26 protein-coding genes are annotated in these 25,554 nt (G+C 63.6%); 15 read left to right on the forward strand and 11 right to left on the reverse strand.

Annotation, left to right across the window (positions count from 1 at the left end):
- Nucleotides 1-5 precede the first annotated feature (5 nt).
- Nucleotides 6-770 (reverse strand): transcriptional regulator GlcC, encoded by a 765-nt coding sequence (glcC, locus tag ACF8O8_RS08200; RefSeq protein WP_392509499.1) that lies wholly within the window; start codon nucleotides 768-770, stop codon nucleotides 6-8.
- 194 nt (nucleotides 771-964) lie between these two features.
- Between glcC and glcD the strand changes: the two genes are divergently transcribed.
- The 6 genes from glcD (at nucleotide 965) to ACF8O8_RS08230 (ending at nucleotide 7,155) form a co-directional block, all read left to right on the forward strand.
- The gene (glcD, locus tag ACF8O8_RS08205; protein ID WP_392509500.1) at nucleotides 965-2,464 is read left to right on the forward strand and encodes a glycolate oxidase subunit GlcD; all 1,500 of its coding nucleotides are present in this window, start codon (nucleotides 965-967) and stop codon (nucleotides 2,462-2,464) included.
- Complete coding sequence (glcE, locus tag ACF8O8_RS08210) at nucleotides 2,464-3,516, forward strand: glycolate oxidase subunit GlcE (protein WP_392509501.1); 1,053 nt, start codon at nucleotides 2,464-2,466, stop codon at nucleotides 3,514-3,516. The genes glcD and glcE overlap by 1 nt, the downstream gene beginning before the upstream one ends.
- Before the next feature lie 9 nt (nucleotides 3,517-3,525).
- Complete coding sequence (gene glcF, locus ACF8O8_RS08215) at nucleotides 3,526-4,761, forward strand: glycolate oxidase subunit GlcF (RefSeq protein WP_274144663.1); 1,236 nt, start codon at nucleotides 3,526-3,528, stop codon at nucleotides 4,759-4,761.
- Nucleotides 4,754-5,152 (forward strand): heme-binding protein, encoded by a 399-nt coding sequence (locus ACF8O8_RS08220; RefSeq protein ID WP_020192880.1) that lies wholly within the window; start codon nucleotides 4,754-4,756, stop codon nucleotides 5,150-5,152. Before glcF ends, ACF8O8_RS08220 begins: the two co-directional genes overlap by 8 nt.
- 139 nt (nucleotides 5,153-5,291) lie before the next feature.
- On the forward strand, nucleotides 5,292-5,630 hold the full coding sequence (locus ACF8O8_RS08225) for a hypothetical protein (RefSeq protein WP_012051955.1): 339 nt from the start codon (nucleotides 5,292-5,294) through the stop codon (nucleotides 5,628-5,630).
- Nucleotides 5,631-5,721: 91 nt separating this feature from the next.
- Complete coding sequence (locus ACF8O8_RS08230; protein WP_350298039.1) at nucleotides 5,722-7,155, forward strand: PLP-dependent aminotransferase family protein; 1,434 nt, start codon at nucleotides 5,722-5,724, stop codon at nucleotides 7,153-7,155.
- Here the strand turns inward: ACF8O8_RS08230 and ACF8O8_RS08235 are convergent.
- Nucleotides 7,148-8,344: a CynX/NimT family MFS transporter gene (locus ACF8O8_RS08235; RefSeq protein ID WP_392509502.1), complete on the reverse strand. Its 1,197-nt coding sequence runs from the start codon at nucleotides 8,342-8,344 to the stop codon at nucleotides 7,148-7,150. The two genes, ACF8O8_RS08230 and ACF8O8_RS08235, sit on opposite strands and share 8 nt — an antisense overlap.
- A gap of 200 nt (nucleotides 8,345-8,544) precedes the next feature.
- Between ACF8O8_RS08235 and ACF8O8_RS08240 the strand changes: the two genes are divergently transcribed.
- Nucleotides 8,545-8,982, forward strand: a complete 438-nt coding sequence (locus ACF8O8_RS08240; protein WP_064493037.1) for a carboxymuconolactone decarboxylase family protein — start codon at nucleotides 8,545-8,547, stop codon at nucleotides 8,980-8,982.
- 79 nt (nucleotides 8,983-9,061) lie between these two features.
- Here ACF8O8_RS08240 and ACF8O8_RS08245 read toward each other — a convergent pair whose 3' ends face one another.
- Nucleotides 9,062-10,150, reverse strand: a complete 1,089-nt coding sequence (locus ACF8O8_RS08245) for an AraC family transcriptional regulator ligand-binding domain-containing protein (protein WP_392509503.1) — start codon at nucleotides 10,148-10,150, stop codon at nucleotides 9,062-9,064.
- A 168-nt stretch (nucleotides 10,151-10,318) separates the two neighbouring features.
- Here ACF8O8_RS08245 and ACF8O8_RS08250 point away from each other — a divergent pair, with 168 nt between their 5' ends.
- The 3 genes from ACF8O8_RS08250 to ACF8O8_RS08260 are packed head-to-tail and all read left to right on the forward strand — an operon-like array spanning nucleotide 10,319 to nucleotide 12,959.
- The gene (locus ACF8O8_RS08250) at nucleotides 10,319-11,503 is read left to right on the forward strand and encodes an acetyl-CoA C-acyltransferase family protein (protein ID WP_010954586.1); all 1,185 of its coding nucleotides are present in this window, start codon (nucleotides 10,319-10,321) and stop codon (nucleotides 11,501-11,503) included.
- 13 nt (nucleotides 11,504-11,516) lie between these two features.
- Nucleotides 11,517-12,365 carry a 3-hydroxybutyryl-CoA dehydrogenase gene (locus ACF8O8_RS08255; protein ID WP_392509504.1) on the forward strand — a complete coding sequence of 283 codons (849 nt, stop codon included), beginning with the start codon at nucleotides 11,517-11,519 and terminating at the stop codon, nucleotides 12,363-12,365.
- A 12-nt stretch (nucleotides 12,366-12,377) separates the two neighbouring features.
- Nucleotides 12,378-12,959 (forward strand): TetR/AcrR family transcriptional regulator, encoded by a 582-nt coding sequence (locus ACF8O8_RS08260; protein ID WP_010954588.1) that lies wholly within the window; start codon nucleotides 12,378-12,380, stop codon nucleotides 12,957-12,959.
- Nucleotides 12,960-13,007: 48 nt separating this feature from the next.
- Here ACF8O8_RS08260 and ACF8O8_RS08265 read toward each other — a convergent pair whose 3' ends face one another.
- Genes ACF8O8_RS08265 through ACF8O8_RS08285 form a run of 5 tightly spaced genes read right to left on the reverse strand, consistent with a single transcriptional unit; the run spans nucleotide 13,008 to nucleotide 19,507 of the window.
- Nucleotides 13,008-13,385 carry a response regulator gene (locus ACF8O8_RS08265; protein WP_003256176.1) on the reverse strand — a complete coding sequence of 126 codons (378 nt, stop codon included), beginning with the start codon at nucleotides 13,383-13,385 and terminating at the stop codon, nucleotides 13,008-13,010.
- A gap of 44 nt (nucleotides 13,386-13,429) precedes the next feature.
- Entirely contained in the window at nucleotides 13,430-14,656 is a 1,227-nt protein-coding gene (locus tag ACF8O8_RS08270; protein ID WP_010954589.1) for a hybrid sensor histidine kinase/response regulator, read from the reverse strand.
- Nucleotides 14,650-15,225, reverse strand: coding sequence for a chemotaxis protein CheB (locus ACF8O8_RS08275; RefSeq protein WP_010954590.1), 576 nt, complete (start codon nucleotides 15,223-15,225; stop codon nucleotides 14,650-14,652). The genes ACF8O8_RS08270 and ACF8O8_RS08275 overlap by 7 nt, the downstream gene beginning before the upstream one ends.
- Entirely contained in the window at nucleotides 15,222-16,043 is an 822-nt protein-coding gene (locus tag ACF8O8_RS08280) for a protein-glutamate O-methyltransferase CheR (RefSeq protein ID WP_010954591.1), read from the reverse strand. The genes ACF8O8_RS08275 and ACF8O8_RS08280 overlap by 4 nt, the downstream gene beginning before the upstream one ends.
- A complete protein-coding gene (locus ACF8O8_RS08285) occupies nucleotides 16,040-19,507 on the reverse strand; it encodes a response regulator (RefSeq protein ID WP_010954592.1) in 3,468 nt (1,155 codons plus the stop codon). The genes ACF8O8_RS08280 and ACF8O8_RS08285 overlap by 4 nt, the downstream gene beginning before the upstream one ends.
- A gap of 247 nt (nucleotides 19,508-19,754) precedes the next feature.
- Between ACF8O8_RS08285 and ACF8O8_RS08290 the strand changes: the two genes are divergently transcribed.
- Nucleotides 19,755-20,105 carry a response regulator gene (locus ACF8O8_RS08290; protein WP_010954593.1) on the forward strand — a complete coding sequence of 117 codons (351 nt, stop codon included), beginning with the start codon at nucleotides 19,755-19,757 and terminating at the stop codon, nucleotides 20,103-20,105.
- A gap of 69 nt (nucleotides 20,106-20,174) precedes the next feature.
- Here the strand turns inward: ACF8O8_RS08290 and cobF are convergent, their stop codons facing one another.
- Entirely contained in the window at nucleotides 20,175-20,924 is a 750-nt protein-coding gene (gene cobF, locus ACF8O8_RS08295; RefSeq protein ID WP_392509505.1) for a precorrin-6A synthase (deacetylating), read from the reverse strand.
- Nucleotides 20,925-20,991: 67 nt separating this feature from the next.
- Nucleotides 20,992-22,281, reverse strand: coding sequence for an OprD family porin (locus ACF8O8_RS08300; protein ID WP_198747310.1), 1,290 nt, complete (start codon nucleotides 22,279-22,281; stop codon nucleotides 20,992-20,994).
- Between the two features lie 361 nt (nucleotides 22,282-22,642).
- Between ACF8O8_RS08300 and ACF8O8_RS08305 the strand changes: the two genes are divergently transcribed.
- The 3 genes from ACF8O8_RS08305 (at nucleotide 22,643) to ACF8O8_RS08315 (ending at nucleotide 24,094) form a co-directional block, all read left to right on the forward strand.
- Nucleotides 22,643-23,002 carry a histone-like nucleoid-structuring protein, MvaT/MvaU family gene (locus tag ACF8O8_RS08305; RefSeq protein ID WP_010954596.1) on the forward strand — a complete coding sequence of 120 codons (360 nt, stop codon included), beginning with the start codon at nucleotides 22,643-22,645 and terminating at the stop codon, nucleotides 23,000-23,002.
- 224 nt (nucleotides 23,003-23,226) lie between these two features.
- Nucleotides 23,227-23,754, forward strand: a complete 528-nt coding sequence (gloA, locus tag ACF8O8_RS08310; RefSeq protein ID WP_392509506.1) for a lactoylglutathione lyase — start codon at nucleotides 23,227-23,229, stop codon at nucleotides 23,752-23,754.
- A gap of 97 nt (nucleotides 23,755-23,851) precedes the next feature.
- Nucleotides 23,852-24,094: a hypothetical protein gene (locus tag ACF8O8_RS08315; RefSeq protein WP_019438356.1), complete on the forward strand. Its 243-nt coding sequence runs from the start codon at nucleotides 23,852-23,854 to the stop codon at nucleotides 24,092-24,094.
- Between the two features lie 56 nt (nucleotides 24,095-24,150).
- Here the strand turns inward: ACF8O8_RS08315 and ACF8O8_RS08320 are convergent, their stop codons facing one another.
- Nucleotides 24,151-24,972, reverse strand: coding sequence for a shikimate 5-dehydrogenase (locus ACF8O8_RS08320; RefSeq protein ID WP_350298042.1), 822 nt, complete (start codon nucleotides 24,970-24,972; stop codon nucleotides 24,151-24,153).
- A 161-nt stretch (nucleotides 24,973-25,133) separates the two neighbouring features.
- On the opposite strand from ACF8O8_RS08320, the gene ACF8O8_RS08325 reads away from it, so the two are divergent.
- The gene (locus ACF8O8_RS08325) at nucleotides 25,134-25,487 is read left to right on the forward strand and encodes a hypothetical protein (protein ID WP_010954599.1); all 354 of its coding nucleotides are present in this window, start codon (nucleotides 25,134-25,136) and stop codon (nucleotides 25,485-25,487) included.
- Nucleotides 25,488-25,554: the final 67 nt, after the last annotated feature.

Consider the following 25,554-nt stretch of genomic DNA (forward strand, 5'->3'; position numbering starts at 1 on the left):
CCGTTTCACCCCCAGCCATCCATGCGCATGGTCGCCCTGACCAGGCGCTGCTCTTCCTGCTCGATCTCCCGCAAACTGTCGCGTATGCCATTGACATGCTCGCGCGCGGCCCGCTGCGCCTGCTCGGGCAGTTGCTCCATGACCGCGCGATACAAGCGCGCATGCTGCCGATCAATCTGGCGTTTCTGCGCTGGCCGGCAATACAGGTTGTTGACCGAAGCGAACACCGTGCTCAAGGTCAGGTCACTGAGCGATTGCAGGGTATGCACCAGCACCGGGTTATGCGACGCCTCACTGATCGCCCGGTGAAAGGCATGGTCACGGCGGGCATGCTCACGGGCATCGAGCGCCTGCGCAGCCTCGTGCGCAGCCAGCATTTCTTCGTAGCGCCGGCGGATCAGCAGGCGGTCGACGTCGGTAGCCCGCAACGCCGCCAGCCGCGCCGACTCTGCCTCCAGCAACGCCCGGACCTCCAGCAGGTCGAACAGCGTGCGCGGTTGCGAACTGAACAGGTGCATCAAAGGCGTAGCACCCGCCTGCCCGGTGAGATCGGCGACGAACGAACCCCGCCCCTGTTCGGTGTCGATGATGCCGCGCCCACGCAGAACGCGCAGGCCCTCGCGCAAGGCCGAACGTGAACAGCCAAGCTTTTCCACCAGACGCCGCTCCGACGGCAGTGCCTGGCCCACCTTGAGCACGCCTTCGACGATAAGCCGCTCAACCCGTTCGGCCACCTGGTCGGCGACCTTGGCCTTGCCTTCAGTACCCACTGCGCACACTCCTGCTGGTAGGACCACTTTGACTTATATCGCCAATCTAGCCAGACAGAACCGTGAATAGACAGTACTGCCCGAAGAAACTGGTAGGACCAGTCAACATCTCACTCGACCCCGAACGCTAGCACGCGCACGCTGCATCGGTGACCGCTTCGCCAACAACAACAAAAACCGTTGCGAGTGAGCCAATGAATATCCTGTATGACGAACGCGTCGATGGCGCGCTGCCCAACGTGGACCTGGCCGCCCTGTTGCAGGCGCTGCGCGATGCACTGCCGGACCTTGAAATCCTGCACCGCGATGAAGACCTCAAACCGTACGAATGCGACGGCCTGTCGGCCTACCGCACCGTGCCACTGCTGGTGGTACTGCCCGAGCGCCTGGAACAGGTGCAGACGCTGTTGAAGCTTTGCCACCAGCGCGGCGTACCGGTGGTTGCGCGTGGCGCCGGTACCGGCCTGTCCGGTGGTGCCCTGCCGCTGGCCAAGGGCATCCTGCTGGTGATGGCGCGCTTCAACCGTATCCTCGAGGTCAACCCGCAGGGGCGTTACGCCCGCGTGCAACCGGGCGTACGCAACCTGGCCATCTCCCAGGCCGCCGCACCCCATGGTATGTACTACGCACCCGACCCTTCCTCGCAAATTGCCTGCTCGATCGGTGGCAACGTCGCCGAAAACGCCGGTGGCGTGCACTGCCTCAAGTACGGCCTGACCGTACACAATGTGCTCAAGGTGGACATCCTTACGGTCGAGGGCGAACGCCTGAGCCTGGGCAGCGATGCCCTGGACAGCCCCGGCTTCGACCTGCTGGCATTGTTCATCGGCTCCGAAGGCATGCTCGGTATCGTCACCGAAGTCACCGTCAAGCTGCTGCCCAAGCCCCAGGTGGCGCGGGTGATACTGGCCAGTTTCGACAGCGTCGAGGACGCCGGCCGGGCAGTCGCCGACATCATCGCTGCCGGCATCATTCCCGGCGGCCTGGAGATGATGGACAACCTGGCGATCCGCGCCGCTGAAGACTTCATCCATGCCGGCTACCCGGTGGACGCGGCGGCGATCCTGCTGTGCGAACTGGATGGCGTGGAAGCCGATGTTTACGACGACTGCGAGCGCGTCGCCGCCGTGCTGACGCAAGCCGGGGCCCGCGAGGTGCACCTGGCCTGCGACGAAGCCGAGCGCGCTCGTTTCTGGGCCGGGCGCAAGAACGCCTTCCCGGCCGTGGGACGCATCTCCCCGGACTACTACTGCATGGACGGCACCATCCCGCGCCGCGAGTTGCCACGGGTGCTCAAGGGCATCAGCGACCTGTCCGCGGAGTACGGCCTGCGGGTGGCCAACGTGTTCCATGCCGGCGACGGCAACATGCACCCTTTGATCCTGTTCGATGCCAACCTGCCCGGCGAGCTGGAGCGTGCCGAAGCGATCGGCGGCAAGATTCTGGAGCTGTGTGTGAAAGTGGGCGGCAGCATCACCGGTGAACACGGCGTGGGGCGCGAGAAGATCAACCAGATGTGCGCGCAGTTCAACAGCGACGAAATTACCCTGTTCCACGCGGTGAAGGCCGCCTTCGACCCCCAGGGCCTGCTCAACCCCGGCAAGAACATTCCCACCCTGCACCGCTGCGCCGAATTCGGCGCCCTGCACGTGCACCAGGGGCAACTGCCCTTCCCCGAGCTGGAGCGCTTCTGATGAGCATGGACCGCGACATGAGCCAGACGCTGTTGGAGCAGGTCAACCAGGCGCTGAACGAAGGTACGCCGCTACGTATCCAGGGCAGCAACAGCAAAGCGATGCTCGGCAACCCGGTGGCTGGCGAAGTACTCGACACCCGCAAGCACCGCGGCATCGTCAGCTACGACCCCACCGAGCTGGTACTCACGGCCCGCGCCGGTACCCCCCTGCGCGAGATCGAGGCAGCCCTGCACGAGGCCGGCCAGATGCTGCCCTGCGAACCACCTCACCTGGGCCCCGAGGCCACCTTGGGCGGCATGGTTGCGGCCGGGTTGTCTGGCCCGCGACGGCCGTGGGCCGGGTCGGTGCGCGACTTTGTACTGGGTACACGGGTAATCACCGGCCACGGCAAGCTGCTGCGCTTTGGTGGCGAGGTGATGAAGAACGTCGCCGGCTACGATGTGTCACGCCTGATGGCGGGCAGCTTCGGATGCCTGGGGCTGCTGACCGAGGTTTCGCTGAAAGTGCTGCCACGCCCGCGCCTGTGCCTGAGCCTGCGCCTGCCAATGGGCCGCAATGAAGCGCTGGCCGAGCTGGCCGAATGGGGTCAGCAACCGCTGCCGATCAGCGCCGCCTGCCATGAAGGCGAAACGCTGTACCTGCGCCTGGAAGGCGGCGAAGGGTCGGTGCAGTCGGCACGCCAGCGGCTGGGGGGCGACACGCTCGATAACCGCTTCTGGAGCGACCTGCGCGAACAGCGCCTGGCGTTCTTTGCCGACGCCGCCCCCCTGTGGCGCCTGTCCGTACCCACCGTCACCGGCGAGCTGGACCTGCCCGGCCAGCAACTGATCGACTGGGGGGGTGCCCAGCGCTGGCTCAAGACCTGCGCACCGGCGCAGGCCATTCGCGACCAGGTCGCCAGGGTGGGCGGCCACGCCACCTGCTACGCCCCCGGTGCAGCCAGCAGCCCGCCGCTGCCGGTTGCACTGATGCGCTATCACCGCGCCCTCAAGCAGCAGCTCGATCCCCAGGGGGTGTTCAACCCTGGTCGCCTGTACCCGGACCTGTGAGGCCAGCCCATGCAAACCAACCTTAGCGAAACCTCGCGCCGCCTGGCCCGCGCCGACGAAGCCGAGCGCATCCTGCGCACCTGCGTACATTGCGGCTTCTGCACCGCCACCTGCCCCACTTACCAGTTGCTGGGCGACGAACTCGACGGCCCTCGCGGGCGCATCTACCTGATCAAGCAGATGCTCGAAGGCGAGCCGGTCACCGCCAGCACCCAATTGCACCTGGACCGCTGCCTGACCTGCCGCAACTGCGAAACCACCTGCCCATCGGGGGTGAAGTACCACGACCTGCTGGACATCGGCCGCGCAGTGGTCGAGCAGCAGGTGCCACGCCCACTCGGCCAGCGCCTGTTGCGCCTGGGCCTGCGTGCGGTGGTGCCGCGCCCGGCACTGTTCAAGGCCCTGACCCGCAGCGGCCAGGTGCTGCGCCCGCTGCTACCGGCCTCAGTCAAACGCAAGTTGCCGGCGCAGGTCACCACACCGGGCCAGCGTCCGGCAGTTCGCCATGCACGCCGGGTACTGATGCTGGAAGGCTGCGTGCAGCCGGCCCTGTCACCCAATACCAATGCCGCTGCTGCGCGGCTGCTCGACCGCCTGGGTATCAGTGTGCAACCGGTCCGGCAGGCCGGATGCTGTGGCGCGGTGGACTATCACCTGAATGCCCAGGAGCAAGGCCTGCAGCGGGCACGGCGCAATATCGACGCCTGGTGGCCCGCCATCGAAGCGGGTGTCGAGGCTATCGTGCAGACCGCCAGCGGCTGCGGTGCGTTTGTCCGCGACTATGGCCACCTGCTGGAAAAAGACCCCCATTACGCTGCCAAGGCCGCCCGGGTCAGCGCCCTTTCCCGCGATCTGGTGGAAATCCTGCGCGATGAGCCGATCGAACAATTGGCCCTGTGCGCCGAACAGCGACTGGCCTTCCACTGCCCATGCACCCTGCAGCACGCACTGAAGCTGGGCGGCGCGGTGGAAGCGTTGCTGACGCGGCTTGGCTTTACCCTGACCTCGGTGCCCGATGGCCACCTGTGCTGTGGCTCGGCGGGGACCTATTCGCTGACCCAGCCAGAACTGTCACTGCAACTTCGCGACAATCGTCTGAATGCGCTGGAAAGCGGTAAACCGCACCTCATTGCCACAGCCAACATAGGCTGCCAGGCCCACCTCGACGGAGCTGGACGCACGCCCGTGCGCCACTGGGTCGAAATCGTCGAAGCAGCCTTGAACCCGGAGCCCGCCCATGCTTAGCAAGTTCGTTATCGGCCAGACCGAAATCGCCCGCGTACTGACCGCCGCCCGCCAGGAAGCCCAGGCCCGACAATGGAGCGTGACCATCGCCGTGGTCGACGACGGCGGCCACCCACTGGCCCTGGAACGCCTGGACGGCTGCGCGCCGGCCAGTGCCTACATCGCGATGGAAAAGGCCCGCACCGCCGCACTGGGGCGCAAAGAGACGCGGGATTATGAAGAGATGGTCAATGGTGGCCGTACGGCATTCGTGACCGCCCCCCTGCTGACCAGCCTTGAAGGTGGCGTGCCGCTGCGGGTGGAAGGCCAGGTGGTGGGCGCCATTGGTGTATCCGGCGTCAAATCCGAACAGGATGCCCAGGTGGCCAAGGCGGGGGCTGCTGCCTTGTAGACCCTGAGGTTAGACCACCGCCCAGCATCTTAAGACGTTTCCTACGCCGCCCTCAGAAGCGCCCTACTTGCTGCCTCTGCCCACAGAAAACATGATCGGCACTGGAGGACGCAAGGTCGCGATCCAGAGGAGGCTCCGCATGCACCCGTACGCCCGCCCCATCGCCGAACTGCGCAGCAGCCTGCGCGAAATGCTGGCCCATGACATGACCAACCCCGACAACGACCCGCACTTGTCGGGGGTCATGTTCTTCTGCGCCACCGATGAACATTCCCGGCAATTGATCGAACGCATCGAGTTGCTGGCCAGCGAGGTGTTCTTCGACGCGAACGGGCGGGCCATTTCAGAGCATATGAAAGCGTCGACGGTTGAAGGCGTGCGCATCAAGCGCAACCGCAACGCGCCGGAAGACGAAACCGTGATACGCATTGCCCTGGCAGAAAAAGGCTATATCACCGTCAGCACCGCTCGGCTCTGAGCGGTTGGCTCGGCCTCTTCGTAGCCTGTGACAAGCACCTGAGTCGCAGCCAATCCGCTATCCTGAGCAATCCTCCGCTCCGGACCCGCCCATGGAACTGCACATTCGCCTGGAGGGCCGCAAAGGCCTGGCCGATCAGCTTTACCAGCAATTGCGCGATGGTATCGACAGCGGCCACCTGGCCGCCGGCTCCCAACTGCCGCCTACCCGTCTGCTGGCTGAACAACTGGGCGTATCGCGCAAGACCGTGGCCGAGGCCTATTCGCGGCTGACCTACGATAACCTGCTCAGCGGCGTGGTCGGCCGTGGCACATTCGTCACCCCACGCCATCCGCTGCGCAGCAACGAATCAGCCACCCTCCCCCTGGCCGGCGCCGCCTCCCTCGAGCGCTGGCAGCAACGCGCCACCGTGCTCAGCCAACGCCAGTTGCAGGCGCCATCGCGCTATGACTTCGTCGGGGGTGCTTCGAGCAAGGCACAGTTCCCCTTCGACCAGTGGCGCAGTTGCCTGAACTACGCACTGCGCCGCAGCCAGCGCCACCCCGAGCGCCAATTCCCGGCCCAGGGCTTGCCGGAACTGCGCGAAGCCATTGCCCACCACATCGCCTACTCGCGCGGGGTGCACTGCAGCGCAGCCGACCTGCTGGTGTGCAACGGCGCCCAGCAGGCGCTGGACCTGATCGCCCGGGTGCTGGTCGAACCGGGCTGCCAGGTGGCCATGGAAGATCCTGGCTACCCGCCGGCACGGCAATTGTTCCTGGCCCTGGGTGCACGCCTGCAATCGGTGCCGGTGGATGATGAGGGCCTGTGCGTGGAACAGATCGCCGACGGCACCCGGCTGATCTACGTCACACCCTCGCACCAGTTCCCGCTGGGCATGCCGATGAGCGAGCCACGCCGGCATGCCCTGCTTGCGCGGGCCGCCGAGCTGGGTGCACTGATCATCGAAGACGACTACGACTGTGAGTTCCGCTACCACGGGCCAGCCTCGGACGCGCTGCAGCGTCTGGACCGGCATGGGCTGGTCGCCTACGTCGGGACCTTCTCCAAGACCTTGCTGCCCGAGCTGCGCCTGGGCTATGCCGTATTACCGCCTGCCGTACTGCAGGCCGCTTGCGTGGCCAAGCACCTTAGCGACTGGCACAGCCCTACCCTGCTGCAGTGGGCGCTGGCGCGCTTCCTTGGCGAAGGCCACCTGAACAAGCACATCCGCCGCTGCCACGAGGTCTACAGCGCACGCCGCGAGCGCATCCTGGCGCGCCTGGGCGGCGATCTGGCACCGTGGTTCAGCGCCATCCCCGCCAGCGCAGGCTTCCACCTCAGTGCCTTGGCTACGCCCGCAGTGGATGTGGAACTGTTGGCCAACCTCGCGCGCAAGGTAGAGGTCGGCCTGTATTCACTGGCACCCTTCTTCAGCGAAGCGCCGGTCCGCCCGGGGCTATTGATGGGCTTCGGCGCCATTGAACTGCTGGACATCGACCCGGCGCTGGACCGGGTACGCGATACCCTGCAACGCCTCAGTTGACCGGTGCGGCCTTGCCGGTTGCGGCCGGCCGGGCGATAGCCGCCGCATAGCCGCGCGGATTGAAGCACGCAGTCACCAGCAGCATTGCCATCACGGTCACGGTCAACAGCGTCCACGAAGCCTGGAAGTCGCCACTGACATCCCGCAGCCAACCCGTGATATACGGCACGATGCCGGTGATGATAAAGCCGATACCCTGTACGAACGCCGCCAGGCTGCCGGCTTCGGCAGGCGTTTTCAGGTGTTCCAGGGTCAACGTCAGGCACTGGCTGAAGCAGGCACCCAAGCCAAAGCCGATCATGGCGACCCAAAGCCCGGAAGCCGCCGCAGGTGCCAGCAAAAGCCCCAGGAAGCCCGCCAGCTGGATCGCCAGCGCCAGCCACAAACCCGGGCGCCTGTCTGCCCAACGTCGCAGCAGCAGCGGCAGGCCGAGCGCACCGAGCACCTGGAAGACGGTCATCAGGCCCACCAGGTCGGCACCGCCCTGAGCGCTGCCGCCATGCTCGATGTGGTAAGCCGGCAACCAGGCCACCATGCTGGTGTAGCCGCCGTTGATCAGGCCGAAGTACAGGGCCAGCAACCATGCCCGGCGGGTGCCGAACCAGTGCCCGCCTGCGGCCCCAGACAGCTTCGGCGCCTCCTGCCTTGGCCGCAGCACGGCCCAGGCCAGCACCGCCAGCACGGCCGGGACCGCCCATACGCCCAGGCCCGCCTGCCAGTAGCCGAAATGGCCGCTGATGTGTGGCCCGAGTACTGCAGCCAGGCCGCCGCCGCTCATCAGCGCCGCCGAGTACAGCCCCATCGCCCCGGCCAGACGTCCGGGGAACCAGCGGTTGACCAGCCCCGGCATCATGCCCTGCACCATCGCCACGCCCAGGCCGGCGACCAGCGCACTGGCGATCAGCGCCCAGGCACTGTCCAGTTGCAGGCGCCACAGGCAGGCCAGGGCAATCGCGGCCAGGCCCCCCAGCATGCCGCCATGCTCGCTGACCCAGCGTCGCAGCCACGGTTGCAACAAGGGCACCAGGCCCATGCACAGCACCGGTAGCGCCGTCAGTAGGGCAGCCTGCTGGTAACCCAGGCCGGTGCTGGCGCGCATGGGTTCGAGTAACGGGCCGATACTGGTCAGGATCGGCCGCAGGTTCAACGCCAGCAGGATCACCAGCAACAGGTTCAGTACAGCGCTCATTGTGAGTCGGTTCTCTTGTAACAGGAACTGGCCATTATCCCGGCTCGGCTGGCCTGGCAGAAATGAAGAGATTGGATGCAGGTCAGTGGCCACCTGAATGGACGATTGGCCTCCCGCTTATGCGCAAAATTGGCTATCGGGGTGGCCAATGAGCGGCGCTACAGTAGCGCCATGTCCACCCCACACTTCTGGAGACTGCCATGCACAACCGTATCGAATGGGCCAAACACGCGCCGCAAGCCTACAAAGCCATGGTCGGCCTGGAGCAGGCGCTGGCCAACAGCGGCCTTGAACACTCGCTGCTGGAGCTGATACGCCTGCGCGCTTCGCAGATCAACGGCTGCGCCTACTGCGTCAACCTGCATGCCAACGATGCGCGCAAGGCCGGTGAGACCGAAGCACGCCTGCAGACCTTGTGCGTGTGGCAGGACACCAGCTACTTCACGCCGCGTGAACGTGCTGCCCTGGCCTGGGTCGAGAGCCTGACCCGCTTGCCTGAACGGGGTGCGCCGCAAGAGCAATATGAAGCCCTGCAGGAACACTTCGAGCCGGGCGAGGTGGCCAACCTGACCTTGGCAATTGCCACCATCAATGCCTGGAACCGGTTCGGCGTCGGCTTTGCCATGGTGCCGGCCTGATCCTTTCGGGTGGCCTGTGCTGGCCTATTCGCGGGCAAGCCCGCTTCTACAATTCTGGGCGTGCCCTGTAGGAGCGGGTTTACCCGCGAACACCGGCAGAGCCGGTGCCATCCACCGCGGTGGTTTCTTCGCGGGCATGCCCGCTCCCACAGGTAGAACGCAGGCCGGCCAACCGTGCCCGGTAGCTCCCTGGGCTCTGCCCGGTCCACTTCTTGAACGCCCGGTGGAAGGCACTCGGTTCCTGAAACCCCGCCTGCTCGGCAATTTCGGCAATGCTCAACGCGCCTTCGCGCAGCCGCTCGAAGGCCATGGCCCGGCGCACTTCATCCTTGATCTGCTGGTACGAACGCCCCTCCCGCTCCAACTGCCGGCGAAAGGTACTGGCACTGATCCCCTGTTGCTGCGCCAGTGCGGCCAATGTCGGCCACTGTCCATAGCGCAATGCCCGCAGGTGCCGATACACCTCAGCCACCAGCCCGTTCTGATTGCGAAAGCGGATCACCAGCCCTTGAGGTGCACTGCGCAGAAAGGTCTTCAGGGCTGCCCGATCCTGCACCACCGGCAGGCGCAGGTAGGCGCTGTCGAACTCCACCTCGGTGCGTCCGCTGCCCAGCCGCAGGTCCGGCCCCCACAGCAGCAAGTCGTCCTCCTGGGCCGGGCGCGACACCGCGAGCTCCGTGCGGTCGATGGCAATCCGCCGCCCGGCCAGCCAGCACAGCATGCCGATCATCAGCACCAGGTAGGTTTCCTCGGCATAGACCCGGGTCAAGGGGTCGGCAATGTTCGACTGCACGCTGATCACCGCCCGCCCGCCACGTACCGTCAGGCTGCCACGCAGGTCACGCAGGAACAGGCCGAAGCCCCCCATGCACTGGCGCAAGGCCTTTTCCAGGTTCGGCTCGAGGATCAACCCCCGGCAGATCAGGGCAAAACTGCCCAGCGGCATGCCATGGCTGTCGAGGCCAAAGAACTCATCGTCCAGGCGCTGGATCAACGCCAGCCACAGCTGGGCGAACGCCTTGGCCGGCACCCGCGCCAGAGGCTGATCGAGCAGCTGCGGGGCGATGCCCACCGCAAGCAGCTGGGCATCACGCTCGGCGGGTGTGTCGCGCAGGGCGTGGAGCATGGCGTTGAGGAAGTACACGGCGACTGAATCGCTTTCGCGCATGGCGGTTTTCGCTGTCTATGCTGAGTGGCAAAAAGTGCCAGGTTGTTTGAACAGATTCGGCATAGGCTGCAACAGAGCCTTTGCCTAGACTCGATCCCACTTCGGGGCCGCCAACCATTCTCGCAGAGCCTGGCCCGGTCCCGCCACGCCTTCGCAATCGGAGCCCTTATGAGCAGCGCAGAAATCTACGTCGTCAGTGCCGTCCGTTCAGCCATTGGTGGCTTTGGCGGTTCCCTCAAGGACCTGCCGCTGGCCGACCTGGCCAGCGCCGTGACCCGCGCCGCCATCGAGCGTTCGGGCCTGGCCGCCGAGCAAGTCGGCCACATGGTGATGGGCACGGTAATCCCCACCGAACCGCGTGACGCCTACCTGGCACGGGTAGCGGCAATGAACGCTGGCATCCCCAAGGAAACGCCGGCATTCAACGTCAACCGCCTGTGCGGGTCTGGCCTGCAGGCTATTGTCTCTGCGGCCCAGGGCCTGTTGCTGGGCGACACCGATGTGGCCGTCGCGGCCGGCGCCGAGTCCATGAGCCGTGGCCCTTACCTGCTGCCACAGGCGCGCTGGGGTGCACGCATGGGTGACCTGCAAGGCATAGACTATACCGTCGGCGTGCTGCAGGACCCGTTCCAGCACTTCCACATGGGCATCACTGCCGAGAACGTTTCGGCCAAGTACGGCATTACCCGCGAAATGCAGGACGAACTGGCACTGACCAGCCAGCGCCGCGCCGCTCGTGCGATTGCCGAGGGCCGCTTCGCCAGCCAGATCGTTGCGCTGGAGCTGAAAACCCGCAAGGGCAGCGTGCAGTTCAGTGTCGACGAGCATGTGCGTGCTGATGTGACCGCCGAACAACTGGCCGGCATGAAGCCGGTATTCAAGAAAGACGGCACCGTCACCGCCGGCAACGCCAGCGGTATCAACGATGGCGCCGCCGGCCTGGTGTTGGCCACCGGTGACGCAGTGCGCCGCCTGGGCCTGAAACCGTTGGCACGCCTGGTGGGCTATGCCCACGCCGGGGTGGAGCCCGAGCTGATGGGCCTGGGGCCGATTCCGGCCACCCGCAAAGTGCTGGAAAAAACCGGCCTGAACCTACAAGACCTGGATGTGATCGAGTCCAACGAGGCCTTCGCTGCCCAGGCCTGCGCCGTGGCCCGCGAGCTGGGCTTCGACCCGGAAAAGGTCAACCCCAACGGTTCGGGCATTTCCCTGGGCCACCCAGTGGGTGCCACCGGTGCAATCATCGCCACCAAGGCCATCCATGAGCTGCAGCGCATCCAGGGCCGCTACGCCCTGGCCACGATGTGTATCGGCGGTGGCCAAGGCATCGCCGTCGTGTTCGAGCGCGTCTGAGGGAGGCTGACACATGAGCATTGAAAAGATCGCCGTGATCGGCGCGGGCACCATGGGCAACGGCATTGCCCAGGTGTGCGCCATTGCCGGCTACCAGGTGCTGCTGGTGGATGTTTCCGACGCAGCGCTTGAGCGCGGTGTGGCCACTTTGAGCAAGAACCTCGAGCGCCAGGTCAGCAAGGGCACTCTCGACGCCGACAAGGCCGCAGCCGCCAAAGCCCGCATCCGCACCAGCACCGACTACACCCAGCTCAGCGCTGCACAGCTGGTGATCGAGGCGGCTACCGAGAACCTGCAGCTCAAGCAGCGCATCCTGCAGCAGGTGGCAGCCAACGTCGCCGCCGACTGCCTGATTGCCACCAATACTTCGTCGCTGTCGGTGACCCAACTGGCCGCCAGCATCGAGCACCCCGAGCGCTTCATTGGTGTGCACTTCTTCAACCCGGTACCGATGATGGCGCTGGTGGAGATCATTCGTGGCCTGCAGACCAGCGACCACACCTACGCCCAAGCGCTGGTGGTGACCGAAAAAGTCGGCAAGACCCCGATCACCGCCGGCAACCGCCCGGGCTTCGTGGTCAACCGCATCCTGGTGCCAATGATCAACGAGGCGATCTTCGTGCGCCAGGAAGGCCTGGCCAGTGCCGAGGACATCGACACCGGCATGCGCCTGGGCTGCAACCAGCCGATCGGCCCGCTGGCCTTGGCCGACCTGATCGGCCTGGACACCCTGCTGGCAATCATGGAGGCCTTCCACGAAGGCTTCAACGACAGCAAATACCGCCCTGCTCCACTGCTCAAGGAAATGGTCGCGGCCGGCTGGCTGGGGCGCAAGAGCGGTCGCGGTTTCTTCACCTACTGAGGAGCAAGCGCCATGCCCCCGGTCAATGCCGCAATGCGCTGTGCCAACTTTGAGGAGCGACGTGACCGGGCCATGGCATTGTTTGCCGAAAAGGGCTTTGGCCAGGTCAGCATGCGCGAGCTGGCGGCCCATGTGGGGCTTACCGCCGGCTCGCTGTACCATCACTTTCCCAGCAAGCAGGACCTGCTGTACGACTTGATCGAAGAGTTGTACGAAGAGCTGCAGGCCACCCTGGACCAGGCCCGCCGGGCCATGGCCCGTGGGGCATCGGCGTTGAGCTGCCTGATTGCTGCGCACTGGCAGCTGCATGCCGAGCGGCCGCTGCAGTTCCGGCTGGCCGAACGGGATTTGTGTTGTTTGAGTGAGGCGCAACAGGCGCACCTGGCATCGTTGCGCAAGCGCTATGAGGCGGGTTTGCTGCGCCTGATCGCACCGCAAGCGAAACTGCCGGGGCAAGCGTTGGACGCCACAGCGCATGTACTGGCGACGCTTCTCAACCAGCTGCCGGGGCTGCTCAAAGCAATGCCTGAAGAGCAGGGCTTGGAGCTGATGGAAAACTTGCTGGTCGGGGGCATTGAGCGGACGCTGCGATAGCCTGCCAGGGCCTCTGCGCGGGCTTGCCCCGCGAAGAGGCCGGATGCCTCAGCGCAACAGCGACTGGATCTGCTCGTGCAAGGTATCCAGGTCAAACGGCTTGGCCAGGATAGGGGCCTTGCGGGTGATCGGGCTGCCAGATTCGAGAATCTCCGCCGGGTAGCCGCTGATGAAAATCACCTTCAAGTCGGGCCGCAACTTCACCGCGGGCTCGGCAATATCCACTCCCGAGATCCCCCCCGGCAAACGGAAGTCCGTCACCATCAGGTCCAGGTGCGGTTTGCTGGCCAGGATGGCAAACGCCTGCTCGCCATCCTCAGCCACCAGGACGTGGTACCCCTCACCCGCCAGGTAATCGCGCAAAATCATGCGAATCGCCGGTTCATCCTCGACGACCAGAACCACATCTTGTGCATCTTCACTCATGTTAACGCCTTGAAATACTTACAGTTGGCCATCAGACCCCAGGCTTACACAGAGGTTGCCCGCGCCTGGTCGTTTTGTTCTTTGAATGTTGCCAGCGGCAATTGCAGGGTGAATGTGGCACCCTTGCCCTCCTCGCTTTCAACCTGTATCCGGCCACCGTGCGCCTGGACGATCTGCTCGGAGATGTACAGCCCCAAGCCCAGACCTCCGCTGGCCTGCTGGGCAGCGACCCGCTCGAACTGCTGGAAGATCCGCTGCTGGTTGGCGGCGCTGATACCGATACCGTGATCCTGCACCTGCACCCAGGCCATGCCGCCCTGCTCGAACACCCGCACCTGCACCGGATTGCGCTCGCCGTAACGCATTGCATTGGACAACAGGTTGGCCACTACTTGTTCAATCCGGAATTCGTCCCACTCCCCCTTCAGTGCTTCGCAACGCTGCAATTCGATGTGTGTTTCCAGGGCCATGGCCTGCGCCGTGAAGTTTTCCACCAGCCCACGCACCAGCTGGCCCAGGTCAAACAGTTTGGGCCGCAGCGAAAGTTTACCGGTCCGGATGCGCGAAACATCGAGCATGTCCTCGACCAACCGGATCAGGCTGTTGATCTGCCGTTCGTCGCGCTCGACCATGGCCTGCAGCTTGTCGACACTGAACGCGTCCAGGTTGCCCCGTGCCAGGTGCATCTTGCGCAACTGGGTTTCCAGAATCAGGCCATTGAGCGGCGTACGCACCTCGTGGGAGACGATCGACATGAAGTCGTCACGCATGCGCACGGCGTGCTCCAGCTCACACCGTGCCACCTGCAGCTGGCTGAGCAGCAGCTCCTGTTCCTGGCGGCTCTGCTCCAGGGCTTCCAGCTGCCGGCCAAGCACCTTGCGCTGGCGGAACAGGTCGACGAACACCGAGACCTTGCTTTTTACCGCCAGTGTGTCGAGCGGCTTGTGCAGAAAGTCCACGGCCCCGCTCTCGTAGCCCTTGAAGGCATAATTCATCTCGCGGCCCGCCGCGCTGACGAAGACGATCGGGATGTGCTTGGTCTTGTCGGTACCGCGCATCAGCTCGGCCAGTTCGAAACCGTTCATGCCCGGCATCTGCACATCGAGAATGGCCAGTGCGAACTCGTGCTCCAGCAGCAACGACAAGGCAGCCTCGGCAGACTGTGCCTGGTGCACCTCGCGGTCCTCGCCCTGGATCAGGGCATCGAGCGCCAGCAGGTTTTCCGGCAGGTCGTCGACAATCAGCAGTTTGGCGGTGGTGTGGCTTAGCATGCGCTGTATTCCAGGGTCGCGAGCAACTGCCCGATACCGCTCAGAGTAAGGATATGGTCGGGCTGGTGCAGGGCCAGGGCGGCCTCCGGCATCAGGGCAACCTGTGCGTCACGAGGGTCCTGGACGATCGTGCGCCCCCCATTGTTCTTGATGTAGGCAAGGCCCCTGGCGCCGTCTTCGTTGGCCCCGGTGAGCAGCACACCCAGCAGGCCATCGCCATAGGCATCGGCCGCCGAGATGAACAGGAAATCGATCGCCGGGCGCGAGAAGTGCACGGGTTCTTCCTGGCTCAGCGACAGCGTCAGGTCGCGCTCCACCGACAAGTGGTAACCCGGCCCCGCCACATAGATCTGCCCGCTGCTGATGCTCTCCTTGTCGCGTGCCTCGCATACCGGCCGATGCAGCCGCCGCTGCAGCACGCCAGCCAGTTGGCTGTGGCGGTCGTCCGGCAGGTGCAGCACGCAGAGCACCGGTATGGCGAACGCCGATGGCAGCGTGCCGAGCACCTGGAACAATGCCGCCACGCCACCGGCCGAGGCGCCGATCACCACTGCGCGTACGCCGCTCATGATTTACGGAAGATCCGTTGGGGCTTGACCAGCGGCTCGAAACGATCGCTGTAGGCCGAAAAGTCCACCGACTCCTTGCTACCCAACACCAGAAAACCGCGGTGGCAGAGCGACTCATGGAACAGGCCCAGCGCCCGATCCTGCAGGTCCTTGTTGAAGTAGATCAGCACATTGCGGCAGGACACCAGTTGGGTCTCGGAGAACACGCTGTCGGTGGCCAGGCTGTGGTCGGCGAAGGTCACGTTGTCGCGCAGGCTGCTGTCCATGATGGCGTTGCCATAGGCGGCGGTGTAGTACTCGGCGAAGTCACGGCGGCCACCGGCCAGGCGGTAGTTTTCCTCGTACTCGCGCATGCTCTGCATCGAGTAGATGCCCTGCTTGGCCCTGTCCAGCGAATGCGGGTTGATGTCGGTGGCGTAGATGATGGTGCGTTCAAGCAGCCCTTCCTCACGCAACAGGATGGCCATGGAATACACCTCCTCCCCCGTGCTGCAGCCCGCGATCCAGACCTTGATCGACGGCCAGGTGCGCAGCAGCGGCACCACTTCGTTGCGCACGGCAAGGAAGTGGTCAGGGTCACGGAACATCTCGCTGACCGGGATCGTCAGGTACTGCAGCAACTGCATGAACATGCCCGGGTCGTGCAGGACGCGCTCCTGCAACGCAGACACCGTCAGACAATCGAACTGACGCAGCGCGTGGAGAATCCGGCGCTTGATCGAAGCGCCGGAATAATTGCGGAAATCGTAGCTGTACTTGAGGTAGATCGCCTCGATCAGCAGTCGGATCTCGATGTCGGTGTTGCGTTCGCTAGTCAAATTCGCTCCAGTTGCGGCAGCCAGACACGGATCAACGAGAACAGGCGGTCCAGGTCGATCGGCTTGGCCAGGTAATCATTGGCACCGGCTTGCAGGCAACGCTGCTGGTCATCCTTCATGGCCTTGGCGGTCACGGCGATGATCGGCAGTTTGCGCCAGCGCGGTTGCTGGCGGATCAGGCGGGTGGCCTCGAAGCCGTCCATCTCCGGCATCATCACGTCCATCAGCACCAGGTCGATGTCGTCGTGCTGCTCCAGGCGCTCGATGGCTTCGCGCCCGTTGCGGCCGATTTCGACAATGGCGCCCTTGTGCTCCAGGGCGCTGGTCAGGGCAAAGATATTACGCACATCGTCGTCCACCAGCAGCACCTTGCGGCCCTCGAACACCTTGTCGCGGCTGCGCGCGGTCTTGAGCATGCGTTGACGTTCGTTGGACAGCTGCGATTCGACCTTGTGCAGGAACAGCGTCACTTCGTCCAGCAGGCGCTCCGGCGAACGTGCGCCCTTGATGATGATCGAGCGTGAATACTTGAGCAGGTCGGCTTCTTCCTCGCGGGTGAGGTTGCGGCCGGTATACACGATCACCGGCGGGAAGGCGCGGATATCCTCGGCGGTCATGCGCTTGAGCAGCTCGTTGCCGAGCATGTCTGGCAGCTTGAGGTCGATGATCATGCAGTCGTAGATGTTCTGGCGCAACAGCGCCAGTGCATCCTGGGCCATGGCGACGGCCGTGATCTCGACATCGTCGTCACCGATCAGCCGGGCGATGCTCTCGCGCTGCAGGTCGTCGTCTTCCACCAGCAGGATGTGCTTGAGCTTTTGCGTGAGCTTGGCTTCCAGGCGAGCGAACACCTCCTTGAGCTCCTCGCGGCTGGTGGGTTTGACCGCATACCCCACCGCCCCCATGTGCATGGCCGCCTCGACGCGGTCTTCCACCGAAATGATGTGCACCGGGATATGGCGGGTGCTGGCCTGCTCCTTGAGGCGCTGCAGGACAGTCAGGCCCGAGTGGTCGGGCAGGCGCATGTCCAGCAGGATCGCATCCGGAATGTACTGGGCTGCCAGCTCGAAGCCTTCGTCGGCGCCATGGGCCACCAGGCAGCTATAGCCCAGCTCATGGGCCAGGTCGAAGAGGATGCGGGCAAAGTTGGGCTCGTCTTCGATTACCAGAATGCAGCGGGTATCGAAAGGGGCCCGCTCGCGGTCGTCGGCAAAGGCCGGCGCCGGGCGCGTGACAGCGGCGGCCAGCGGCGCTTGCGGTGCAGGCGGCAACGCATCGACGGCCGGGCGCAGGCTTTGCGGTTCGACGTCTTCGGCCTCGGCAGCATAGCGCTCCGGCAGAATCAGGCTGAACACGCTGCCTTGCCCGGGGCTGCTGTCGACATTGATCTGGCCTCCGAGCAAATGCGCCAGGTCACGGGAGATCGACAGACCCAGGCCAGTGCCACCATAACGGCGATTGCTGGTGCCATCGACCTGGTGGAAGGCGCCGAAGATCGCCTGCTGCTGATCGGCCGCAATGCCGATGCCGGTGTCACGGACTGCGAACACGATACCGCTGTCAGCCTGGAAGCTGACGTTCATGCTGACCTGGCCACGCTCGGTGAACTTGATGGCGTTGGACAACAGGTTCTTGAGGATCTGCTCCAGGCGCTGACGGTCGGTGAACAGCGTGACCGGTACCTGCGGCTCGACCTTGACCTCGAAGGCCAGCCCCTTGTGACCGGCAAGCGGCTGGAACATGCCGCGCAAGCCTTCGACCAGGCGCTCGACCTGGGTGGTTTCGGGCCGTACTTCAAGCTTGCCGGCCTCGACCTTGGCGATATCGAGAATGTCGTTGATCAGGTTGAGCAGATCGTTGCCGGCCGAGTAGATGGATTCGGCGAACTTGACCTGCTCCTCGCTGAGGTTGCCTTCAGCGTTTTCTGCCAACAGCTTGGCCAGGATCAGCGAGCTGTTGAGCGGCGTGCGCAGCTCATGGGACATGTTGGCGAGGAATTCGGACTTGTACTTGCTCGATCGCTGCAGGTCGTCGGCACGGGCCTGCAGCTCCAGCTGCGCCTGGCTCAGCTCATCGTTCTTGCGGTCCAGCGCTTCGGTGCGTTCCGACAACTGCTCGTTGGTCTGCTCGAGTTCGGCCTGCTGGGTTTCCAGATGGGCCTGCGACTCCTTGAGCACCCGTGACTGCTCTTCGAGCTCTTCGTTGGCAGTCTTGAGCTCTTCCTGCTGCACCTGCAGCTCTTCATTGAGTTGCTGAGTTTCGGCCAGCACTTCCTGCAGGCGCTGGCGATAACGGGCACTCTCGATGGACATGCCCAGATTGCCGCCGACCCGCTCCAGCAGCTCTTCATCCCGTTCTTGCAAGGGGCGCAGGAAACCCAGCTCGATCACCCCGTTGATCTGCCCGTCTTCGGTCGCCGGCATCAGCAGTGCGCTGCGCGGCAAGCCGCTGCCCAGGCCGGAACTGAGGCGATAGAAATCTTCGGGCAGTTCCTCCAGGCGCAGCAAGCGGCCTTCGCGGACCGCCTGGGCCAACAGGCCATGGTGATCCGACTCGATCTGCTCGCGGGCCTGCTCTTCGGTACTCAGGCCATAACAGGCCACACGCACCAGCCGGCCATGCTCGTCGCGCACGTACACGGCGCCCACCACGCTGCCCAGATAAGAGGCAAAGAAGCGCAGGATGTTCTCGCCAAGCATGGGCAAGGTCAGCTGCCCGAGTACCTGCTGCGCCAGTTGGGTCTGGCCGGTGCGCAACCAGGCCTGGTGCTCCAGGCGCTGCGCCGAGCGTTGCTGGGCTTGCAGGTTTTCAGCGTAGTTGGCCGAAAGTGCCAGCAGGTCACGACGGCCCAGGTAGGCCAGCAATGCACTGAGGCCGACAATGAACAGCACGAACGCCGAAATCGCCGTCACGGTGACGGTACTGACTTTTTCGTTACGGGCCATGCGCAATTGTTGTTCGGTAATGATCAGGTCATCGAACTCCTTGCGGATTTCATCGGTGATGCGCTTGCCCCGGCCATTGCCGATCGAGGCCTGGTAATCGCCCTGGCTGCGGCGCAGGCTGATCATCTCGTTACCGAAGTCGTTCCAGGCCTGCTGCAAGGCCATCAGCCGGTCAATACGGTCAACCTGCTGCGGGTTGTCCTCGACCATGCTGCGCAGGCTTTTCAGGCTGCCGAGAATGCGTGGCTTGGCCACCTCGTAAGGGTCAAGGAAGCGCTCGTCGCCCGTGATCAGGAAACCGCGCATGCCCGTTTCCATGTCGATCGACAGCTTGACCGTTTCGTTGGCATTGCCGATCACCCGGTCGGTGTGCTCGACCCACTGCATGGCCGAAAGCAGGTAGTTGATCACCGCGACGAAGGCCACGGCCCCGAGCAGGCCAACCCCCAGGGGGAGGCCGATGTTACGGCTCAACAGCTTGCGAAAGCTTCGCTGGTCCATCGAGGCTGCTTGAATCATGAGAAAACGCCCGAGCTAGAAAAGTCCATTGAAAAGAGTGGCCGATCCGTCGTTGTTGTTATCTGCCACCGCCTGTCCTGATATGCGAGTCTAACCAGCTTTGACGGGTCTGGCAGGGCATTGAGCCAGTATTTGAAGGTAGCGTTCGGCAATCGTTCCATCTATTTGCATGGAGCGGTATCCTCGGGAACTTCTGATGCCGCGCGGTACACAGATTAAAGACACTCATTTGTACAGGATTTGAACCATGCACCTTCTGGTAGTCGAAGACGACGACATCGTACGCATGCTGATGGTCGAAGTGCTCGACGACTTGGGCTACAAGGTCATCGAGGCAGAAGACGCCACAGCCGCCCTGCGCGTACTTGAAGACCCCAGCCAGGCACTGGCACTGATGATGACCGACGTGGGTCTACCGGACATGCGAGGTGAGGAGCTGGCGGGAAAAGCGCGCGAACTGCGGCCACTGTTACCGGTGCTGTTTGCCAGCGGCTACGCCGACAGTTTCAATGTGCCGGAGGGCATGCACCTGATCGGCAAGCCGTTCAGCATCGACCAGTTGCGGGACACGGTGGTGGGTATTCTGGGTACCCCTTGAGCACGGCGGCGCCTGTTTCGCTCGTAGGCGCGGGCGTGCCCGCGAAGAGGCCGACACAGGCAACCCACCTCACAGCTCTCTGCGCAGCAGATAGGTATCCATGATCCACCCCTTACGCGCCCGCTCCCGCTCGCGCACTTCCAATATCTGCGCCTTCACCGCCTGCAACGGCCCGGCAATCAGCACTTCATCCTCGGTCCCCAGGTACGCGCCCCAGTAGATGGTCAACGCCGGGTCATCTAGCCCGGCAAAGGCGCACTGCCCGTCGAGCATCACCACCACATTATCGACAGCCCCCTGCTCGGCCAGGCGTCGCCCCGGCAACACGGTCAGGGGCTCGCCGATGCGGTTGAGCGGCACCTGGTGCCGCGCCGCCAGCGCCTGCACACTGCTGATGCCAGGGATGACCTGCAAGCGCAGCGTCACGCCCTGTTCGCGAACCAGGTCGAGTATGCGCAGGGTGCTGTCGTACAGGGTGGGCTCGCCCCACAGCAGGAAGGCCCCCGTTTCACCGTCGCCAATTTCCTCCTCGATCAGGCGCGCATACAGCGCAGCACGCTGCCGGTGCCAGTTCTGCACCGCGCCCAGGTAGTCTTGCGCCTGCGCATCGCGCAACGGGTCGACCACCGGCACCAGGCGATAACCACCCTCGGGGCGGTAGCGCTGCAGAATGGCCTTGCGCAGGCGCACCAGTTCATCTTTGTCGTCGCCCTTGTCGAGCACGAAGAACACGCTGGCACTGTGCAGCGCATCGACCGCTTCATAGGTGACCTGGCGCGGGTCACCCGCGCCGATACCGATCAACAACAGGTCTTTCATTGCCCTGCCCTTTGCGGGAACCCGCGACCATTGTCGGGCGGTTACCGGTATTTGGCAAAGCAGCTGCTTAGAAGATCGAGAAGTTGTAGCTGACAATGACCCGCGTCTCATCCATGTCACGCGCCCACCGTTCATAGTTGCTGCGGTAAGTGGAATTACGCAGGCGTACGCTGACATCCTTGAAGGTGCCACTTTGCACCTGGTATTTGAACTCGGTGTCGCGTTCCCACTCCTTGCCTTCGACACTGCTACCCGGCACCTTGATATTGTCGCCGTTGATATAACGGGTGAAGAAGGTCAGGCCGGGTACACCCAGCGCCTTGAAGTCGTAGTCATAGCGCACTTGCCAGGAGCGCTCCTGTGCAGCGGCAAAATCATTGACCTGGGCGTAGTTGACCAAGTACGGGTTGCTGCCATCCAGGTACGGCATGGCACTGTTGCCATACATGCGCTGCCAGCCGGCGCTGAGCTTGTGGCCACCGAGGCTGTAGCCAAGCATGCCGCTGAAGGCGCGATGGTCGATTTCGCCCGCACGGGCATTGCCGATGTCATCACTCTTGATCAGGCGCATGTCAGCCGACAGGCTGCCCACCGGCAGCGGCTGACTGGCCACCAGGCCGAGGAAGTGCTGGCGGTAGATATTCTCCAGCTTGGCCACTTGGTACTGGGCGCTGAAACGCTCGTTGAAACGGTAGTCGACACCGGCCAGGTCGAAGTGGTCGGCTTCGGTATCGCAGGCATAACGCTTGTTCTTGCAGTGCACGCGGATGTCCTGGCGGTCGGTGGAATCCCGAGCGGTGTATTTGTCCAGGCGAGCCAGGGTGAACTTCAGGTCGTGCAGTTCTTCAGAGGTGAGCATGGCCCCATGGAACAGGGTCGGCAGCAGACGGCCATCGTTGTACTTGAGCAACGGCACATCCGGCATCATCGAACCGTACTTGAGCACGGTATTGGACACCTTGACCTTGGCCGCCAGGCCCATCTTCGCATACTGGTCGGCCGAGTGCCGGGGGTCGTGGCCAGACGAGGGCAGCAATCCACTGTTACTGTCGGCCGGGCTGGAGTCCAGTTTGAAGCCGAACATGCCCAGCGCATCCACACCAACACCTACCGGGCCTTGCGTATAACCCGATTGCACATTGAGGATGAAGCCTTGTGCCCACTCTTCGCGCTTGGATGCGCCCTGGCTGGAACTGCTGTAACCGTCCCGGAAGTCGCGGTTGAAATAGACATTGCGTGCTTCGATCTTGGCACTGGCGTCTTCAAGAAACCCGGCAGCCTGGGCGTTGACACCGGCACACAATAGAAACAGGCCGGTAACACGGCGCCCGGGGGCGAGGGGGAAAGGGGAAAACATGCGAGGAAACATCCAGAATGAAGACGAGTTAACAACCTGTGGCACGTGTTGGCCACGGTACTGCGGCAGGTCCGAACATGAGTCGGCCATCATCTGAAATGATCGCGCAAAGGCTCTGGCGCGGGCCATTGGACCATGGTCTAGGCCCCCTGTCGTGCAACCGCAGAAAAAACGCAAAATACCGTGCGCAAAACTAGGAAAGTTCCCGCCTTACTTGCAAAAAGTTAGCAGTTTACCCAGTAGCCATGAATGACTACACTCGATATCAGCGAACAGTGAAACCCAACTGCGTGGCCGGCGTTTTTACGCGTCTTCAATGTTCGTCACGCCCTGCCACGACCGACGTACAGGAGTGATTACAGTGTCCAGACTTGCAGAGTTTCGTGCTGCCGAAAAAGCGCTCCAGGAACAGATGGCGCAACTGGAAGCGTTGAAAAAGGATGCCGGCCTCAAACGCGAAATCGAATTCGAGCAGAAACTAGTCGGCCTGATGAAAAGCTATGACAAGAGCCTGCGCGATATCATCGCCATCCTCGACCCGAAGGCTGTGGCCCGCGCTTCCAGCACGCCCCCCAAGCAACAACGCCGCCCGCGGGTGGTCAAGGTCTATCAGAACCCGCACACCGGCGAACGCATCGAGACCAAAGGCGGCAACCACCGTGGCCTCAAGGCCTGGAAAGAACAGTATGGGGCCGCCACGGTAGAAAGCTGGGTCCGCTGATGAAATGCCCACATAGGCTTCACACTTTTTTCACAAGGACTGGCTCAGTATCGAAACAGCTAAAGGACTAGCGACCCCATCACGCGCCCGCACATGCGGGCCTCTAATTTCAGCGCCCTGCCTTTGCAGGGCGCTTTCATTTGCGCAATCGGCGCACTGCCGTATCATGGCCAGCCTGTCTGTTTTGCCGGCGCCCTGCGCCCGGCCCCGTCTCAGGAGTTCCCATGAGCCTGCACGATCTGCAAACCCTGCCTGGCGTCACCGCGCAACCTGACGCCGCCACCGCCCAGTTCGTCTTCAACCACACCATGCTGCGGGTCAAGGACATCGAGAAGTCGCTGGACTTCTACACCCGCGTGCTGGGCTTCCGCCTGGTGGACAAGCGTGACTTCCCTGAAGCTGCTTTCAGCCTGTACTTCCTGGCCCTGGTCGACCCTGCCCAGATCCCCGCTGATGACACCGCCCGCCACCAGTGGATGAAGTCGATCCCTGGCGTGCTGGAGCTGACCCACAACCATGGCACCGAAAACGATGCCGATTTTGCCTACCACAATGGCAACACCGACCCACGCGGCTTTGGCCACATCTGCATTTCGGTACCCGACGTCCGCGCCGCTTGCGCGCGCTTCGAGGAACTGGAAGTGCCGTTCCAGAAACGCCTGCACGACGGCCGCATGAACCACCTGGCCTTCGTCAAGGACCCGGACGGTTATTGGGTCGAAGTGATCCAGCCAACCGAGCTCGAAGGCTAAGCGTTCGTCGCGGCGCGCTCGTCAGGCCGGGAACTCCCGGCCTCTTGCTGTGGTATATGAAGGTAACTGCTTCACATACCACAGCGAGGTAAGGACGATGCAATCTCTTCACTGTGAATACCGCGAGCACACCATCACTGCCAGCGTGATGCCCCATCCCGACTCACCCCTGCCCTATGCCGCCGGCTGCCTGATCACGGCACCTGACGGGCACACGAGCAAGCGCATGTCGATGCCCATGCAGTTCTTCTCCGACCTTGAGAACGCACAGCGTGTGTCGCTGGCCCATGGCCGGGCACTGGTCGACAAACAGCTGGATAACGGGCACGACGTGTTCTGATCCGGGTTTCGCCTGTAACCCCTTCGCGGCTGATGCCGCGAAGGGAGTACGTGTCATCAGGGAGCCCGCGCGTATGCCACCGCCGCATCCACCTGCTCCTGCGTCGGCCTCACCCCGGTGTACAACACGAACTGTTCCAGCGCCTGCAGCGCAATGACCTCCAGCCCAGTGATCACCGGCTTGCCCAACGCCTGAGCCCGGCGAATCAACGGCGTCTGCGCCGGCATCGCCACCACATCGAACACCCGCTCCGCCGCCGCGATGGCGTGCTCGGGAAACGCCAGCTCTTCGGCCTCCAGCCCGCCTGCCATACCGATCGGCGTCACGTTCACCAGCATTGGCGGGCAAATGTCGCCTGGCTCAGGCACCCAGCGATAACCACAGACATCCGCCAACTGACGCCCGGCCTGCTCATTGCGTGCAACGATGATGCCTTCGGCAAACCCGGCATCGCGCAAGGCGCTGGCCACGGCCTTGGCCATGCCCCCGCTGCCTCGCAGGGCAAAGGCCGTGCCCGGATCGACCTGATGCTGAGCCAGCAATTGGCGCACGGCCAGGTAATCGGTGTTGTACGCCTTGAGGTGGCCATTGCAATTGACAAGGGTATTGACCGACTCGATGGCCGCCGCCGAGGGATCGATTTCGTCGACCAAGGCCATGCAGGCTTCCTTGTACGGCATCGACACCCCGCAGCCGCGAATACCCAGGGCGCGGATCCCTGCCACCGCCGCCGGCAGGTCATCGGTGCGCATGGCCTTGTAGTAGAAGTCCAGGCCCAACTGCTGGTACAGGTGGTTGTGAAAGCGCACGCCGAAGGTGCCGGGGCGACCGGCCAGAGAGATGCAAAGCACGGTGTCCCGGCTGGGAGTTGTCGGCATAACAGGCTCCTTGGTCATGACTGAAACGTTTATTCAGCGTAACAGAGTCAGCCACTGGTCGTCCCTTACACAACCTTTACCGTTCCCCTGTGCTCAGCTGACAGAGACCGGAGTCATAGTAACAGGGCCCCGGACGTGGGGTTTTCCTGCGAGGTTGTTTTATGAACCGTCTCATTCCCGGAATCGTCCTGCTGGTCGGTGCCCTGGCCATCAGCGGGCCTGCAGCAGCGCACGGCGGCTATGGCGGCCATGGGCATGGTGGTTGGTATGGGCCGGGACCACTTCTAGGTGCGGCAGTGGTCGGCGCCGTGGTGGGGGCGACGGTTTATGGCGGCCATGACCGTACGGTGTATGTCGAGCGCCAGCCGGTCTATTACGCGCCGCCGCCGGTGTACGTACAACCGCCTCCACAGCCGCTGTACTACCAGCCCTACTACGCGCCTCCCCCGCCGCCACCGGGCTACCGCACCTATTATGGGCCGCCGCCGGTGTATTACGGGCCACCGCGCTGGTAAAGGTTGACAGGACCAATGATCACTATCGAGGAAGTTGATTTCAAACAGATCCGGCTGCTGCGTATGG

The sequence above is a fragment of the Pseudomonas sp. TYF_14 genome, from assembly GCF_043105275.1.
Taxonomy (GTDB): Bacteria; Pseudomonadota; Gammaproteobacteria; order Pseudomonadales; family Pseudomonadaceae; genus Aquipseudomonas; species Aquipseudomonas alloputida.

Excerpts from the sequence above, each read along its gene's own strand:
- ACF8O8_RS08270 (WP_010954589.1), bottom strand. The coding sequence starts at position 14,656 with ATGCTAAGCCACACCACCGCCAAACTGCTGATTGTCGACGACCTGCCG.
- ACF8O8_RS08230 (WP_350298039.1), top strand. The coding sequence starts at position 5,722 with ATGGAACTGCACATTCGCCTGGAGGGCCGCAAAGGCCTGGCCGATCAG.
- ACF8O8_RS08285 (WP_010954592.1), bottom strand. The coding sequence starts at position 19,507 with ATGATTCAAGCAGCCTCGATGGACCAGCGAAGCTTTCGCAAGCTGTTG.
- ACF8O8_RS08235 (WP_392509502.1), bottom strand. The coding sequence starts at position 8,344 with ATGAGCGCTGTACTGAACCTGTTGCTGGTGATCCTGCTGGCGTTGAAC.
- ACF8O8_RS08245 (WP_392509503.1), bottom strand. The coding sequence starts at position 10,150 with ATGCGCGAAAGCGATTCAGTCGCCGTGTACTTCCTCAACGCCATGCTC.
- ACF8O8_RS08315 (WP_019438356.1), top strand. The coding sequence starts at position 23,852 with ATGCAATCTCTTCACTGTGAATACCGCGAGCACACCATCACTGCCAGC.
- ACF8O8_RS08265 (WP_003256176.1), bottom strand. The coding sequence starts at position 13,385 with ATGAGTGAAGATGCACAAGATGTGGTTCTGGTCGTCGAGGATGAACCG.
- glcD (WP_392509500.1), top strand. The coding sequence starts at position 965 with ATGAATATCCTGTATGACGAACGCGTCGATGGCGCGCTGCCCAACGTG.
- ACF8O8_RS08220 (WP_020192880.1), top strand. The coding sequence starts at position 4,754 with ATGCTTAGCAAGTTCGTTATCGGCCAGACCGAAATCGCCCGCGTACTG.
- ACF8O8_RS08275 (WP_010954590.1), bottom strand. The coding sequence starts at position 15,225 with ATGAGCGGCGTACGCGCAGTGGTGATCGGCGCCTCGGCCGGTGGCGTG.
- ACF8O8_RS08290 (WP_010954593.1), top strand. The coding sequence starts at position 19,755 with ATGCACCTTCTGGTAGTCGAAGACGACGACATCGTACGCATGCTGATG.
- ACF8O8_RS08225 (WP_012051955.1), top strand. The coding sequence starts at position 5,292 with ATGCACCCGTACGCCCGCCCCATCGCCGAACTGCGCAGCAGCCTGCGC.
- gloA (WP_392509506.1), top strand. The coding sequence starts at position 23,227 with ATGAGCCTGCACGATCTGCAAACCCTGCCTGGCGTCACCGCGCAACCT.
- glcF (WP_274144663.1), top strand. The coding sequence starts at position 3,526 with ATGCAAACCAACCTTAGCGAAACCTCGCGCCGCCTGGCCCGCGCCGAC.
- ACF8O8_RS08300 (WP_198747310.1), bottom strand. The coding sequence starts at position 22,281 with ATGTTTTCCCCTTTCCCCCTCGCCCCCGGGCGCCGTGTTACCGGCCTG.
- cobF (WP_392509505.1), bottom strand. The coding sequence starts at position 20,924 with ATGAAAGACCTGTTGTTGATCGGTATCGGCGCGGGTGACCCGCGCCAG.
- glcE (WP_392509501.1), top strand. The coding sequence starts at position 2,464 with ATGAGCATGGACCGCGACATGAGCCAGACGCTGTTGGAGCAGGTCAAC.
- ACF8O8_RS08240 (WP_064493037.1), top strand. The coding sequence starts at position 8,545 with ATGCACAACCGTATCGAATGGGCCAAACACGCGCCGCAAGCCTACAAA.
- ACF8O8_RS08260 (WP_010954588.1), top strand. The coding sequence starts at position 12,378 with ATGCCCCCGGTCAATGCCGCAATGCGCTGTGCCAACTTTGAGGAGCGA.
- ACF8O8_RS08320 (WP_350298042.1), bottom strand. The coding sequence starts at position 24,972 with ATGCCGACAACTCCCAGCCGGGACACCGTGCTTTGCATCTCTCTGGCC.
- ACF8O8_RS08255 (WP_392509504.1), top strand. The coding sequence starts at position 11,517 with ATGAGCATTGAAAAGATCGCCGTGATCGGCGCGGGCACCATGGGCAAC.
- ACF8O8_RS08250 (WP_010954586.1), top strand. The coding sequence starts at position 10,319 with ATGAGCAGCGCAGAAATCTACGTCGTCAGTGCCGTCCGTTCAGCCATT.
- ACF8O8_RS08325 (WP_010954599.1), top strand. The coding sequence starts at position 25,134 with ATGAACCGTCTCATTCCCGGAATCGTCCTGCTGGTCGGTGCCCTGGCC.